At 60.7% G+C, this 14,181-nt stretch carries 15 protein-coding genes; 11 read left to right on the top strand and 4 right to left on the bottom strand.

The window, feature by feature from the left end; all coding sequences use genetic code 11:
• The 7 genes from trbJ to AC1VNY_RS21295 all read left to right on the top strand — a co-directional run.
• Positions 1–678 (top strand): P-type conjugative transfer protein TrbJ (gene trbJ, locus AC1VNY_RS21265; RefSeq protein ID WP_482406671.1); only part of this gene is annotated, 678 nt, incomplete at its 5' end.
• Positions 678–1,046 carry a putative entry exclusion protein TrbK-alt gene (gene trbK-alt / locus AC1VNY_RS21270; RefSeq protein WP_018272741.1) on the top strand — a complete coding sequence of 123 codons (369 nt, stop codon included), beginning with the start codon at positions 678–680 and terminating at the stop codon, positions 1,044–1,046. The genes trbJ and trbK-alt, both read left to right, overlap by 1 nt.
• Positions 1,043–2,272 carry a P-type conjugative transfer protein TrbL gene (gene trbL / locus AC1VNY_RS21275; RefSeq protein WP_018272740.1) on the top strand — a complete coding sequence of 410 codons (1,230 nt, stop codon included), beginning with the start codon at positions 1,043–1,045 and terminating at the stop codon, positions 2,270–2,272. The genes trbK-alt and trbL overlap by 4 nt, the downstream gene beginning before the upstream one ends.
• 102 nt (positions 2,273–2,374) lie before the next feature.
• Positions 2,375–3,058 carry a conjugal transfer protein TrbF gene (trbF, locus tag AC1VNY_RS21280; protein ID WP_026193056.1) on the top strand — a complete coding sequence of 228 codons (684 nt, stop codon included), beginning with the start codon at positions 2,375–2,377 and terminating at the stop codon, positions 3,056–3,058.
• Positions 3,055–4,080 carry a P-type conjugative transfer protein TrbG gene (gene trbG, locus AC1VNY_RS21285; protein ID WP_018272738.1) on the top strand — a complete coding sequence of 342 codons (1,026 nt, stop codon included), beginning with the start codon at positions 3,055–3,057 and terminating at the stop codon, positions 4,078–4,080. The genes trbF and trbG overlap by 4 nt, the downstream gene beginning before the upstream one ends.
• Positions 4,077–5,285 (top strand): TraB/TrbI/VirB10 family type IV secretion system protein, encoded by a 1,209-nt coding sequence (locus tag AC1VNY_RS21290; protein ID WP_018272737.1) that lies wholly within the window; start codon positions 4,077–4,079, stop codon positions 5,283–5,285. The genes trbG and AC1VNY_RS21290 overlap by 4 nt, the downstream gene beginning before the upstream one ends.
• 4 nt (positions 5,286–5,289) lie before the next feature.
• Positions 5,290–5,535, top strand: a complete 246-nt coding sequence (locus AC1VNY_RS21295; RefSeq protein WP_080650397.1) for a DUF2274 domain-containing protein — start codon at positions 5,290–5,292, stop codon at positions 5,533–5,535.
• On the opposite strand, the gene AC1VNY_RS21300 is transcribed toward AC1VNY_RS21295, so the two are convergent.
• The 4 genes from AC1VNY_RS21300 to AC1VNY_RS21315 all read right to left on the bottom strand — a co-directional run bounded on the left by AC1VNY_RS21300 (position 5,502) and on the right by AC1VNY_RS21315 (position 8,883).
• On the bottom strand, positions 5,502–6,467 hold the full coding sequence (locus AC1VNY_RS21300) for a LysR family transcriptional regulator (RefSeq protein WP_018272736.1): 966 nt from the start codon (positions 6,465–6,467) through the stop codon (positions 5,502–5,504). The two genes, AC1VNY_RS21295 and AC1VNY_RS21300, sit on opposite strands and share 34 nt — an antisense overlap.
• A gap of 77 nt (positions 6,468–6,544) precedes the next feature.
• Positions 6,545–7,177: an acyl-homoserine-lactone synthase gene (locus tag AC1VNY_RS21305; RefSeq protein ID WP_018272735.1), complete on the bottom strand. Its 633-nt coding sequence runs from the start codon at positions 7,175–7,177 to the stop codon at positions 6,545–6,547.
• Positions 7,178–7,262: 85 nt separating this feature from the next.
• Positions 7,263–7,991, bottom strand: a complete 729-nt coding sequence (locus tag AC1VNY_RS21310) for a LuxR family transcriptional regulator (protein WP_080650396.1) — start codon at positions 7,989–7,991, stop codon at positions 7,263–7,265.
• Positions 7,992–8,283: 292 nt separating this feature from the next.
• Positions 8,284–8,883, bottom strand: a complete 600-nt coding sequence (locus AC1VNY_RS21315) for a TetR/AcrR family transcriptional regulator (RefSeq protein ID WP_018272733.1) — start codon at positions 8,881–8,883, stop codon at positions 8,284–8,286.
• 330 nt (positions 8,884–9,213) lie between these two features.
• Between AC1VNY_RS21315 and AC1VNY_RS21320 the strand changes: the two genes are divergently transcribed.
• From AC1VNY_RS21320 to AC1VNY_RS21335, 4 genes are all read left to right on the top strand, one after another.
• Positions 9,214–10,416: an LLM class flavin-dependent oxidoreductase gene (locus AC1VNY_RS21320; protein ID WP_018272732.1), complete on the top strand. Its 1,203-nt coding sequence runs from the start codon at positions 9,214–9,216 to the stop codon at positions 10,414–10,416.
• A gap of 28 nt (positions 10,417–10,444) precedes the next feature.
• The gene (locus AC1VNY_RS21325; protein ID WP_026193054.1) at positions 10,445–11,239 is read left to right on the top strand and encodes an enoyl-CoA hydratase/isomerase family protein; all 795 of its coding nucleotides are present in this window, start codon (positions 10,445–10,447) and stop codon (positions 11,237–11,239) included.
• Between the two features lie 162 nt (positions 11,240–11,401).
• Positions 11,402–12,250, top strand: a complete 849-nt coding sequence (locus AC1VNY_RS21330; protein ID WP_018272730.1) for an enoyl-CoA hydratase/isomerase family protein — start codon at positions 11,402–11,404, stop codon at positions 12,248–12,250.
• A 25-nt stretch (positions 12,251–12,275) separates the two neighbouring features.
• Positions 12,276–14,177: an AMP-dependent synthetase/ligase gene (locus tag AC1VNY_RS21335; protein ID WP_482406672.1), complete on the top strand. Its 1,902-nt coding sequence runs from the start codon at positions 12,276–12,278 to the stop codon at positions 14,175–14,177.
• The last annotated feature ends 4 nt before the right edge of the window (positions 14,178–14,181 follow it).

Raw genomic sequence — 14,181 nt, forward strand, 5'->3', positions numbered from 1 at the left:
GGCGTTACGATCCCCGCACGGGCGCTGATCGTTTTCGATCCCAACAACTACGTTCAGAATGTGCTGACCGCCGCGCGGGAGCTCCAGCAGATCAACAACCAGATCACCTCGTTGCAGAACGAGGCGCGGATGCTGATCAATCAGGCAAAGAATCTGGCAAACCTGCCGTATTCGTCGCTGCAGCAACTGCAATCGTCGATCCAGCGGACCCAGCAATTGCTGGCCCAGGCCCAACGCATCGCCTACGACGTGCAGCAGATTGATCGCGCGTTCTCGACTAGCTACGCGCCAGCTACCGGTAGCCAGTCGAGCCAGTTGCTGATCTTCAACGCCCAAACGCGTTGGCAGAATTCCTTTGCCGCGACGCAAGACGCGCTTCGCATCCAGGCCGGCATCGTTGGCAATCTCGACACCAATCGCATCCAGACGTCCGCGCTCGTAACGTCTAGCCAAGGCGCAAGCGGCGCTCTGCAGGCGACGCAAGCTGGCAATCAGATTCTCGCGCTGAACGCGCAGCAACTCGCCGACCTCACCGCTGTTGTGGCAGCGCAGGGCAGGGCGCAGAGCCTCGAAGCGGCTCAGCGCGCCTCGGCCCAGGATCAGGGACGAGAGCAACTCAGGCGATTCCTGACGCCAGGACAGGGCTATCAATCCTCCAATGTGCAGATGTTCCACTGATGACCGACGTAAAGGCATTCAAGGCGTTGTCGCTGCTTACGACAATCGGCCTAGTGGCCGTCGCCGCCTGCACGATTCAACTGCGTGGCGGAGACGATTCTTCGCCGGCACCGAAGGCGGAGCAAACGAACGATGCAACCAACTCCGACCTCGCACGCTGCCGCGGCGTTACACCGGAGGAAGCAGGGGATTATCAGCATTGCCATAAGATTTGGGCCGAAAACCGGCGTCGCTTCTTTGGCAAGAAAGATGGTGCCGCAGCTCTCGGCCACGATGACTCAGCCAGCCCGATACCCGCCCCAAAGGGCCAAAACCGGATCCCGCAGGGATATCCGAACCTGCCTATGCCCGAGGCGAGCAAGCCATGACGGGTACGGGGATCATTGACCAGTTTCTGGAGACCTTCACTCGTTATATCGATAACGGCTTCGGGCTGCTGGGTAGCGAGGTCGGATATCTGGCGACGACCCTTGCCGCGATCGACATCACGCTTGCTGCGTTGTTCTGGAGTTGGGGAACTGACGAGGACGTGATAGCGCGCCTCGTCAAGAAGACGCTTTTCGTGGGGGTCTTTGCCTACCTCATCGGCAACTGGAACAGCCTGGCGCGCATCGTCTTCGAGAGCTTTGCCGGTCTTGGACTGAAAGCGTCAGGCACAAGCCTCTCTGCGGCAGATTTCCTGCGACCGGGAAAGATCGCCCAAGTTGGACTCGATGCCGGCCGACCGCTACTCGATTCGATCTCGAACCTGATGGGCTACATCAGCTTCTTCGAAAACTTCGTGCAGATCGTTGTTCTCCTGTTTTCATGGGTCGTGGTGCTACTCGCCTTCTTCATTTTGGCGATCCAACTCTTTGTCACCCTGATCGAGTTCAAGCTCACAACGCTGACCGGCTTCGTGCTCATTCCCTTTGGGTTGTTTGGCAAGACAGCCTTTGCGGCGGAGCGGGTGTTGGGCAACGTTATATCGTCAGGGATCAAAGTTCTGGTCCTTGCCGTCATCGTTGGCATCGGCTCGACCCTGTTCTCGCAATTCACCACCGGCTTCGGCGGCGCACAGCCGACCATTGAAGACGCAATGACGCTGGTGCTCGCGGCTCTCTCCTTACTAGGTCTCGGTATATTCGGGCCGGGTATTGCCAACGGCCTGGTGTCCGGTGGACCGCAACTCGGCGCCGGCGCCGCAATTGGAACTGGCCTTGCTGCTGGCGGCATTGTTGCGGCGGGCGCGGGTCTTGCCGCCGGCGGAGGTGGCCTCGCTGGCGGCGCGATTGTGGGCGCCGCGCGTAGTGGCGGCGCTGTCATCAGCGGAGTATCAGCCGCTTACAGGAGCGGCGGCCTTGCCGGCGTCGCGGAGGCCGGCGCTTCAGCTGCTATGAGCCCGTTGCGTCGTGCAGCGGCAGCGCTCGGCGGAGGTGGGGAAGCCGGCGCGCAGTCCGCGAGCACTTCGGCGGAAGGGCAGCCCGATTGGGCGCGGCGCATGAAGCGTGCCGAGACTATTCGGCACGGCGCGTCAGCAGCCGGCCACGCGGTTCGCTCCGGCGATCACGGTGGTAGCGGCTCGTCAGTCAATTTGTCCGAAGGGGAGCGCTGACACGTAGCCACTGCGCTTTCGCCATCCGCTGCGCGGGCGACGACTCAAACGCGGACACCGCACGACTCGAAACTTATCACTTGATCTCAGGGGCAACTATCGATGTTCAAACGACCTTCCGTACACTACGGGCGCATGCCCGAGCCGATCACGCCTTATCAGAAGGCAGCGCAGGTTTGGGACGAACGCATTGGATCGGCGCGCGTGCAAGCCAAGAACTGGCGCCTGATGGCGTTCGGCTGCTTGATGTTATCAGCCAGTCTCGCAGGTAGCCTTGCTTGGCAATCGAGCCAAGGCTCGATCACGCCCTGGGTGGTCGAAGTCGACCACCTTGGCCAGGCACAAAGAGTTGCGCCGGCCAACATCGACTATCAACCCACTGATGCGCAGATCGCCTACCATATGGCGCGCTTTATCGAGGATGTCAGAGGTCTGCCGGCCGACGGCATCGTTCTGCGCCAAAATTGGCTCCGGGCCTATGATTTTACGACCGATCGCGGCGCCGCCGCGCTCAACGACTACGCGCGCAGCAATGACCCATTTGCCAAGCTGGGTAAGGCGCAAATCTCTGTCGAAGTCTCGAGTGTCATTCGTGCGTCGTCGGAAAGCTTTCGGGTCGCGTGGACCCAGCACGTCTACGACAACGGCTCGTTGAGTTCGACCGAACGCTGGACTGCAATTCTCTCGATCGTGATCGAGACGCCCCGCGATGCCGAACGCCTGCGCAAAAACCCCCTTGGCGTCTATGTCCGCGCCATCAACTGGTCAAAGGAGTTGGGTCAGTGACCAAGACGCCGCATGACGTTCATTCGAACCGCCCCATCCCGCACAATTCGGCACTGCTGGAATTCGTGGCCGCGAAGCGAACAATTCTGTTGGCTCTCCTGGTCGGTTCCTCGGCGCTCGGTGGGTGCGCGACCTACATTCCGCCGGAGATCAGCTATGACGCGGAAGTGCCTCCGTTGCCAGCGGCTCCCGCGCCTTTCGACGACAGATTGCGACCGCTTCACATTCCACCGCTCTGGAAGCCGGTTCTCGGCGGCAAGTCGGGAGGGAAAGAAGACGCAGAACCGGTGAGCCGGGTTGAGACGGCAAATAGCGCAGCCCGCGTCGAACCGCGCAAGCGGGGGTATTTCAACGCGGCGCAAATCTACGCCTACAGTCCCGGGGCACTCTATCAGATTTATGCTGCACCGGGGCAGATCACAGATATCGCGCTCGAGGAGGGAGAACAGTTGACGGGATCGGGGCCGATCGCGGCCGGAGATACTGTACGCTGGGTCGTGGGCGATACCGAGAGCGGGAGCGGCGACACACGGCGCGTCCATATCCTGGTCAAGCCGACCCGAACTTCGATCGAGACCAACCTGGTGGTCAATACTGACCGACGCACCTACCTGATCGAGCTCCGCTCCCGCGAACGGCCATACATGCCGTCTGTTGCCTGGTACTATCCGGAAACTGCGCGGGATCGATCGCGTTCGGTCGCCCTGAAGCCCGTTCTTCCGGACCCGGCGCAGCGCATCTCCCGCTATGCCATCGAAGGGGACAGTCCTCCCTGGCGGCCGCTGGTCGCCTATGACGATGGCCGCAAGGTCTATATCGAATTCCCGCAAGGCATTGTGCAGGGCGAGATGCCCCCGCTCTTCGTCATCGGTCCAGACGGCAAGACCGAACTCGTCAACTACCGCACCTACGGCAACCTATTGATCGTCGATAGGCTGTTTGCTGCCGCCGAACTGCGGCTTGGCGGCGAGCACCAGCAGAGGGTCCGTATTGTGAGGACCGACGGGAGGCCGTCATCATGAACACTCGGAATGTAAACGATCACGAGCAAGCAGTTCCGCCGGAGACACAAGGGGAGCAGTCCGAAAGCTTCCGCTTGAGAGCAGAGCATCCACGCGTGACGCGGTTGTCGCGGAAGGTCTTGGCCGGCGCAAGCGCGGTTGCCCTGCTTGTCATCGGTGGAGCGGTGCTGTGGTCGCTGCAGCACAATCGCTCCCGTAATCAGGCGGCCAATGAGCTTTACAGTACCGACCACCACAATGTTGCCGACGGTATTACGACGCTGCCGAAGGACTATGCTGGCCTTCCGCGCCAGCCCATCCCGCAACTCGGTCCGCCGCTCCCCGGGGACCTCGGTCGACCGATCCTTGCCGCTCAAGGCCAGTTGCCGACGAGCGGCGCTGATCCGGACCAGCAACGCCGGGATCAAGAGACCGAGGCAGCCCGCATCAGCCATTTGTTCGCTGCGACCAATGGACGAGAAGTCCGTCCGCCCGCCGCGGCGGTTGGAAGTGACCGCGTCGTGCCAGCGAGCGCAACGAGCACCGGCGATGACGGATCTGCGCAGAACGGCCAGGACCGCAAGCTTGCCTTCGTGAACGCCTCTGCGGACCGTCGTACGGTCAGCCCTGACCGCATCACCAAGCCAGCTTCACCGTATATCGTGCAGGCTGGGACGGTCATTCCGGGAGCTCTGATCACAGGGATTAGATCGGATCTCCCAGGCCAAATTACCGCGCAGGTGACCGAAAACGTCTTTGATACGCCGACCGGCCGCTTTCTGCTTGTGCCTCAGGGAGCGCGTCTGATCGGCGTCTACGATAGCCAGGTCACTTTCGGTCAGTCCCGCGTCCTACTCGTCTGGACCCGCCTGATCATGCCGAATGGACGTTCCATCGTTCTCGAGCGGCAACCCGGCGCTGACGCTGCCGGATACGCAGGCCTCGAAGATCAGGTTGATAATCACTGGGGTGAGCTGTTCAAGGCTGCGGCACTATCGACGTTTTTGGCGGTCGGGACCGAACTGGGGGCGGGTTCGGACACCAACAGCAACGACAGCGCAATTATCCAGGCATTGCGACACGGCGCCTCGGATTCACTGAACCAGACCGGGCAGCAGGTAGTTCGGCGCAGCCTCAACATCCAGCCCACTCTCACCGTGCGACCTGGCTTTCCGGTTCGCGTCATCGTCAATCGAGATCTCATACTTGTGCCATACGGAGTGTAACGGCATGCCCAAGCTTAAAATAGCAGCACTGCCGGACGACAAGCCGGTCAAGGTCGCCGCAGAACTTCCGGCATCAGTGCATCGGGATCTCGTCGCCTATGCAGAGGCCTTGGCAAGCGAAAGTGGGCAGCGCATCGATCCGGCGAAATTGATCGCACCGATGCTAGCTCGCTTTATGGCCACAGACCGCGGATTTGCAAAGGCGAGACGAGCCGGTCACCCCTCGAGAGCCGGCGGAAGCGAGGGATAGCGCTCTGCCAACAGATTGAGGAAACGGTTTAGAGCCGGATTTTCATTGTCGTCGCGCCAATGCGCAAAGAAGTCTACCCGGCTAGGTCCTGTCCCGTCGTGCAATTCCCGGTACACAAGCCCAGCGAAACTTGCGCCGATATCCGATTCCATCACCAGACTGAGCCCCATGCCCATACTCGTCAGATTTTTGATAATGCCGCGGCTTACGTCGTGGCGCTCTACTGCGGGCCGGTCGTCAGGTGAGGCGAGCTTCGAAATCAGGAGATCCTCGAGTTCGCGTCCAGGATCAATCTTGCTTAGAAGTATCTTTTCGTTGCGCAAATCGGCCCAATAGATGATCTCGCGTGCCGCTAGGTGGTGATCCTGAGGCAACGAGATCAAGATGCGCTCGCTCCACAGCAGTAGTGATTTGACGTCCAGACAAGCCAGACGTCCAGGGCTAACGACGACGTCGACGGTCCCGTTACGCAGCGCGGTCATCAGATGAAAGCGAGAGCGCTCCATCGTTGCCAATTCGATCTGCGGGAGCAGCTTCTTAAATTCACCTATCGTCGCTCGCAAATTGCCGGTGGACACGGACGTGTAGAAGCCAATAACAAGATGGCCAGTATCGCCGCGACCACCGGACCTCCCGGTTTCGACGAGTATGTCGACCTGTTCCAGGATCAGCCGCGCAATTCGCAAAACCGCTTGGCCAGCGATAGTGGGCTTGATTCCTCCGCTGGAGCGCTCGAATAGTGAAGTCCCAACCAGATATTCAAGCTGACCGATGGATCGGCTCAGGACAGTGTGCTTGATCGAAAGGACATCAGCAGCTCGTCGAAAGCTCCCGTAGTCGCTGGCAACCACAGCGAATCGAAGCTGTTGCAGGTCAATCGCGCTCGCTGTGCCACGTCGATTGTTTCTAATCTCAATTCCCGTCATGTTCATCGCCAGTGGGCATACCGCAAGACACGGTGTCCCGCTTAGGGCGAAGACACGCATATTGCTTCTTGGCATGGATCGTTCTAGGCGGCTGCGGAGATTACTGGTGTCCAAAGGACCGGCGCCGAGAGGCCGCCGGCCTTACGAAGGCTGGCTAGAGTATCGCGAGAAATATCGAGGTAACCGGCCACGGCCAAAGTATTGCCAATCGTGGAAGGATTGCAAATACGTCGCAGGGGCCAGCCAGATCGTCGGAGGATTCTCTCCATTCTGACATCCGTAACGGTAAGAATATCCGTGAGCTGCCGTGAAAGCCCGAACTCGACCATTCCAGCAAATAGCTCGTAGGTCGCGAGGGCTATGCCGCAAGCCCCTTTCGGAGCATCGTTAGGGACGTCAGTTGCGAATCGACTACTTTCCCAAACGAGAGGAGTCGATGGCGCGGGTCGGCCTTCAAGGAGCGCTGGAAAGGTGTCGCGAAGCATGGTCGGGCCAAGAGTTGGAAGCAGGCGAACGGAACCATGCACTTGGCCGCTTTCATCTACCTGGATTAGATAGTCAGGATGCAGCGCGTCGAATTCGTCGATCTCCATGTCGCTGCTGGTTTCAACTTCCCATGCCATGCGCAGTTTGAAGACACGATGCCGCAACCGATGCATCTCAACGAGGGTGTCGGAAAGCTCTCCGTACGAAGGTGGTGTGATCAACTGGATCATAATCCCTCCAGTAGTGTTGAATAGCCTTCGTTGAAGCGCGATTATCGCCTCAAATCATCACCTGTAGTTGTAGGGGGGAGGCACCCTAATTTTGCTTTTTTCTATTTGCAGCCGCCAAGTGTGTTACCGCCTGCGCGATTGTGCGAACGCCGAGCTTTTCCTTCGCATTCTCTAAGTAATACGCAACTGTGTTGCGCGAGATACCGAGAATGCAGCCGGTTTCCCAAGAGCTCTTTCCTCGAGCCGCCCACTCCAAACATTCTACTTCGCGGCGCGATAGCCGAATTCCGTCAAGACCACGTTCGTTTCCGAGCTTGCGACGAACGTGAGCATGAAAATACATCGCCATGAGTTGAAGGACACGCGTGTGCGAATCAATGCATTTCTCGAATTGTGGCCGGCTCTCGTCAGTAGCGAAAGTCAATGCGGAGATTGGTCCATGCCCATCGTGGATCGGCACCGTGAAGCCGAACCGGATTCCGCATTGCGCGGCTTCATCGAATAGACGCCGCTGCTCTTTTGAACTGGTTTGTGATCGAAAATCGATTCCCCATCGAAAAGGCTCCGGGCTCTGAAGGGCTTCTCGAATGACGGGATCAATGACTTGGTATTTCTTATCTAGATAATGGGTCGTCCATCGCGTTGGATATGTTGAGATAAGTCGGGGCTTCCTGTCTTCTTCGCTCTGGAGAGCGAGATAAGCGAAACACGATAGGTCCAAAGCCGATGCTGTTTCCGCCAGAGCGTTGGAGAAGCCTTCGGCATCTTCGGCGCTGACTATTGCATCAATGAATTGTTGGAAGACCCGATGCATATGGCTTTCCCTTAGACCGGTATGCGCAGAAGCCTTGTAGGCGACTCACCGTAGCGTCGTCGCGGTGCTGCGCTTGAGGATACCTGGCCCGCCGGACCTAAGGGAAAGCCTGCTAACATCAAGCACCACACGCCTCCGTAGCTAGCGCCGAAGGAAATTAGGCAAAACCTGGCCTGTGCGGGACGCGCCTCACAGTGCGATCTCTCATGTGCAGCCATAGCTAATGCGTGGGATTCTGCGGCCGCGAGGACCGTCTGATCGATAGGGTTTGCGCCGGCAGGACAGGTGTAGATCAGAGGTCGCCGCGGCCGAGCAGCGCGTGCAGCGCGGCCTGCCGCATAGTGGAGAAGATCGACTCCTCGTCGAGGCCCTTCCTAAGCGTCGCAGCGGTGTTGAGCATGGAGAACACGGCCTGGGTCAGCAGTCGTGCCTCGGGTTCGGACAGGTCGGGCCGCAGCGGGATTATCACGGAAATCCATTCTTCGGCGTACAACGCCATCTCGCGCCGGATCCGTCTGTGGTCGTGTTCAGGAAGAGCGTGCTCGTTCTTGGTGAAGATCAGCGTGCTTGGTGGTCCTTTAAGGATCAACCGGATGTGCGACTCGACCATCGCTATCATGGCGGCCTTTGGGTCCTTCGTCGTCTCCGCGATCCGTTTCGCAACCTCGTGCACGATCTGCGTCGGTTCCTCCAGAACCGCGATCAGGACTGCCTGCTTGTTCTGGAAGTGGCGATACAATCCAGGACCAGTGATGCCGGCGCGCGCAGCGATCATTTCAACTGTGACCGCGTCGTATGAGTGCTGCAGGAAGAGCTCAGCAGCGACCGCGATCAACTGCTCGCGCCGCCCGCTGCTGTATGCCCGCTTGATCGGTAATGGCTGAATATTCATTGAGGCGCACCGTACCACGTGGCGGCCGCGAAGCACCGTGTCATCCCGCGCGCCAGCATCGTCTGTCCCGGGCTCAATGAATGGATCATGTGAACATCTCATTTCATCCTCATGTAAATATGTATTCACTTTTCTGGGCCGTCGCCAGATCGCTAGGCGAGGGGCTGAATATTTTCCATCGCGCGCTTATCAGGAATTATGCGGGTTTTGAAGCAAATACCGCAAAGAACGGTTCTAGATGGTCGACGCCGAAAGGTTGTTGACAGGACGCAATTGCTGATCATAAAGTTAGTGTAGATTAACATTGAAGGTGCGGAGGAGGCACAACGCATGCGGTTCATCTTCTTCAGCGAGGGAGAGACCCAGCCGGGACACACCCACGCGCACCGCTATCGCGAGCTCATCGACGAAGTGATTCTGGCAGAGAAAGTCGGATTCGACGCGTTCGGGTGCTCCGAACAGCATTTCGCGATCGGCACGGCCTCGACCTCCGCTCCCGAGGTGATCTACCCGTACATGATGGCGCTAACCAGTCGGATCCAGTTCATCCACCTGATCACGCCGCTTCCCAAGAAGATCAATCACGCGCTGCGCGTTGCGGAGCGGCTGGCGACCGAGGATATCCTATCGAACGGCCGCGTCGGGCTTGCCGTCGGCCGCGGCAACACCACCCTCGCGCTGCGCGCCTTCGAGGTCGACCCCGAGGAGACCAAGGCGCAGCAGATAGAGGGCATTGAGGTCATCCGCCGGGCCCTATCGAACGACATCTTCTCTTTCGTCGGCGAGCATTACAAGATTCCGCCGCGCAGCCTGACGCCCAAGCACGTGACGCTGCCCTATCCGCCAATCATGATGGCGACTTCGAGCCCGCAATCGATCACCGCCGCCGCGCACATGGGCATCGGCGCCATGATGGGCGGCGGCTATAGCGGATTCGCCTCCGTGCAGAGGTCGGCCGAGCTCTATGACAAGGAGCTGGCGAGCGCCGAGCACGTATACCCCGTGCAGGCGCAGAAGGTGGCGGTGATATCCGGCGGAATGCATTGCGCCGATACAAACGAGGAGGCGGAGCGGTGGGCGGCCACGCTGGCCCATAGCGTCTCCTTGTCCATCGACGCTTATGAGCGGCTGTCGAAGCTGTCCGCCGACTACGGATCGCTCGGCAAGATCAAGAACATCGACTTCAAAAACGAGCGCTATCTGTTCGACGAGTCGGGCAGCTTCATCGTCGGCGACGTCGAGACCTGCACCAAGCAGGTCCAGCGGTTCGTCGACATGGGCATCGACGCGCTCGCGCTGCGCATCGATGGCATGCCGCACAAGGAGCTGATGAAGTCGATCGAGCTGTTCGGCAAGTACGTCATCCCGAGGTTCAAAAACCACCGGTCGGTCGTGCGCACGTCCGACGCGATCCTTGCAGACATCCGCGCCGCCCGCCCCGCCCATTATGCCGAGCGCGAGGCCTTCGAGAACGCCAAGGCGGCCGCCGGGACCGTCGATGGCGCAGTCCGTAATCCTGCTGCTTCGGCCTGACGCCCATTTGAAGAACTGGAGACTGAAGATGAAAGACAAAAAATATGAAGGCTTGCTCGTAGAGATACGTCCGAGCGGTGTGGCCGTCATAACCATGAACCGGCCTGAAATCCTCAACGCCATCAATTGGCCTATGCATACCGCGTTGGAGGAGGTGTTCGTAGACCTCGATAGGGCCCCCGCGGTGAAGGCCATAGTGCTCACTGGCGCTGGTCGAGGCTTCTGCTCAGGGGGTGATCAGAACGCGCTTGATACCGGTGGGCATCCGATATCGCCCACGCGCTCGGGTCGACATCTCATCAGGAACATCCTCGAAGTCGAGTCCCCCGTCATCGCTGCCGTGAACGGCGTGGCGGTCGGGTTGGGCGCCACGCTCGCCCTGTTTTGCGACGTTATCTTTGCCCAGCCAAGCGCGCGCTTCGCCGATACGCATGTTACGGCCGGTGTCGTCGCCGGAGATGGGGGCGCTGTAATTTGGCCGCTTCTCCTGGGTCCGGCACGGGCCAAACACTTCTTGATGACCGGTGACTTCATTTCGGCGGAAGACGCGGCGGCTGCGGGGATGATCAACAAGGTCGTGCCGGAAGGTACTGTTCTTGATCATGCGATCGGATACGCCGAACTGCTCGCGAGTGGACCCCGCAACGCAATCGTCTGGACAAAATATAGCGTCAACAAGCTGATCAAGGAGCAGGTGCATCTCAATCTAGATACCGCGATGGCGCTCGAGGCGCTGACCTTCAAGAGTCCTGATCGCAAAGAAGCCGTCGCGGCCTTTCGAGAGAAACGCAAGCGCTTCGCGGAAGCCAAAAAGCCGACGTGAGCCTGGCGCGATGAAGCGGTGCCAGACTTCGATGCATAACGATAGCCCGCTACATCGAGGCTTGGCAGGCGTTCCGCGAGAAGCAGTCGCCGCGCCCTCCCTCGACTCAGAGCGAGGGCGGCTTCGCCACCCACCGCAGCAATCAGACACGAGAGACATCCGATGACGGCTTTATCCGCGCGGCACGAAAGCGATGCGGCTGCCGGGCTGTGGACGGCCGGCTACGACGGCGTCGTGGTCGCGACGCTCGACAGGCCTCCGGCCAACGCTCTGAACCGTGCGTTGTTGCTCGCCATGACGGCGCTGTTCCGGGATCGTGGCCAGGGCGACCCGGCGCCGATAGTGATCACCGGTGCCGGGGCGCGGTTCTTCTGCGCCGGCGGTGACATCAAGGAAGCCGACGGAGCCGCCGCTGACCCGGTCGAAGACCGAATGCGGGGTTTCCATAACCTCCTTGTCGCGATGGAACGATACCCGGCTCCGGTCATCGCCGCTGTCAACGGCGACTGCGTCGGCGGCGGCGTGGAGTACGCGCTATTCGCGGATGTGGTGCTCGCGGCGCCTCACGCCCGGTTCGGATTCCCCGAGATCAGACACGGCCTTCTGCCCGCGGACAAGGGAATCCAGCGCCTCGTCCGCCTGATCGGAACACGGCCCGCACGTGACTTGCTGCTGAACGGTGAACTCGTCGGCGCCGAGCAGGCGGCACGGTGGGGCCTTGTCGACGCGATTATCGAGCCCGATCGACTGGTGGAGGAGGCGCTCGGCCGGGCCCGGGAGGCCGGCCGTCGAGCTCCTGTGCTCTATGCGGCGCTTAAGCAGGCCGTGAACGATTACGACGACGCTGTTGATCAACGCCGGGCCGAACTGACGCTCGCCAAGGCTGCCTCCTGGTTCAACGACCCTGTGGCGCGAGGCCTCCGCGAAGGCTGGAGACAGGCGCGGGCGTCGTCGCAGCCTTCAGACGAGGGGGCACGAGCCCCAAACTCCACCCCGCACTCAGGCCGGTAGGTCTGTACAAATCGGAGCGATGACCATGGCCACAAATCCCGTCCCCCCAGCCACTGCCCGTGCACGGCAGGTGCCGGTACTGAGCGGCGTCACCGACATCGGCGTCGCCAACTTCCAAGCCGTCGAGCGAACCTTCGCCCAGATGGTACACGAACGAGCCGAGGTTGAGCCCGATGACGTCGCGTTTTGCCAGTGGGACGGCATGCGCGCGATTCCGACCACGTGGGCGCAGTACGCATCGACTGTACGCGAGGTTGCGCTCGGGCTGGCAGCCGTCGGTGTCGCGCCCGGCGACAGAGTCGCCATCATGGCGCCGGGCCGGGGCGAGTGGGTGATTGCGGCGCTTGGCATCCTCTCGGCCGGAGCGATTCCTGTCGGTGTCTACCCCATGAGTTCCGCTGCTGAAGTGAGGCAACTGGTCGGACACAGCGAAGCCGTTGCCATGGTTGTTGGCGACGACAATGACGTGGCAAAGGTCGCTTCAGTTGCCACGGGGCTTCCAGCACTACGAGCCGTGATCAGCTTCGATGGCTCCCCATCAGGACTTCCAGGAACGGTTGTCGGCAAGACATGGGCCGCACTGCGCGAGACCGGTCGAGCCCACGATGCGGCCAACCCGGCGCTTTTCGACGAGCGCCTCGTCGGGGGGCACATCGACCAGCCAGCAGCTTTGTTCTACACGTCCGGATCCACCGGAGCTCCCAAAGGTGTCATCCATACCCACCGCACCTTGCAGTACTCTGTCCTTGGATCCGCCGTACTCAACCCGGACGTGACCACAACCCGCCGAGACTCGCTCAGCTTCCTGGGCCTCTCCCATGTTTCTCCGGCCATGTCCGGCGTCTACGTGCCGATCATGACCCGGGCGGTGGTGACCTTCTGCCGCCTGGACCAGCTTTCGGAGGCCCTCCGCGGAGTACGTCCGACTGGGATCGTCTGGCCGCCGCGGCTGCATGAGAAGCTGCTCAGCGTAGCGCTGGCCGGGATCAAGGGGGCGCCGGCATCTTTCCAGAAATCTTACGAGGACGCGATGGCGGTGGCCCGCGAGGTCGCCGCCGCGCGCCGACGCGGCGAATGCGTGCCTGCCAAGTTGCAAACGCGCTACGACCAAATCCAGGAACAGGTATTCCTGCCTCTACGCGCAAAGTTAGGCGTGGACCGGGTCAACATCGCTTGGACCGCGTCGGGAGCGATGACCCCCGAGGTGCATGCCTTGTGGCAGCTGTGGGGCGTGGACTTGCGCGAGATGTACGGCACGACCGAGACCTGCGGCTGGGTCCTCGCGCAGTGGGATCGCGCCTTTCCGTCCCCTGGGACCGTGGGCAAGGCCATGCCCGACCCGCGATTTGGGATCAAGGTCAGTAGCGAGGGCGAACTGCTGGTGAAGGGGCCTCTGCTGTTCCGCGGCTACTGGAACGACGCGGAGGCGACCGCGGACGTGATGGAGGGGGAGTGGTACCGCACCGGCGACCTCGTTGAAATCGACGCATCCGGCGAGGTCAAGCTCATCGGACGAGCCAAGGACATCATCGTCACCAGCGGCGGCAAGACCATCAATCCGCAGCCTACTGAAGTGCGCCTCAAGGCCAGTTCTCTCATCGAGGAGGCCGTGGTCGTCGGCGACGGCCGCAAATACCTCACCGTCATCATCTGGCCGACTGAGAACGGCAGCAAGCTCGACAGGGACGGGCTGCACGAGGGCTTGCGAAAGCAGATTGAGGATCTCAACGCTGAGCTTGCGCGTCCCCTTCAGCTCAAGGACTTCCGTATCGCGCCACGTGCGCTCTCGCCAGGAGCGGGAGAGCTTACTGCCAAGGGCACAATCCGTCGGGCTGCGGTGCTCACCTCGTTCAGCGCACTCGTGGACGAGATGTACGACTCAGCGGAGCACAACGAGTTCGCTGACCAAGCGCGGCTCCAAGGTTGAAGGA

This window comes from Bradyrhizobium ferriligni (assembly GCF_056837965.1).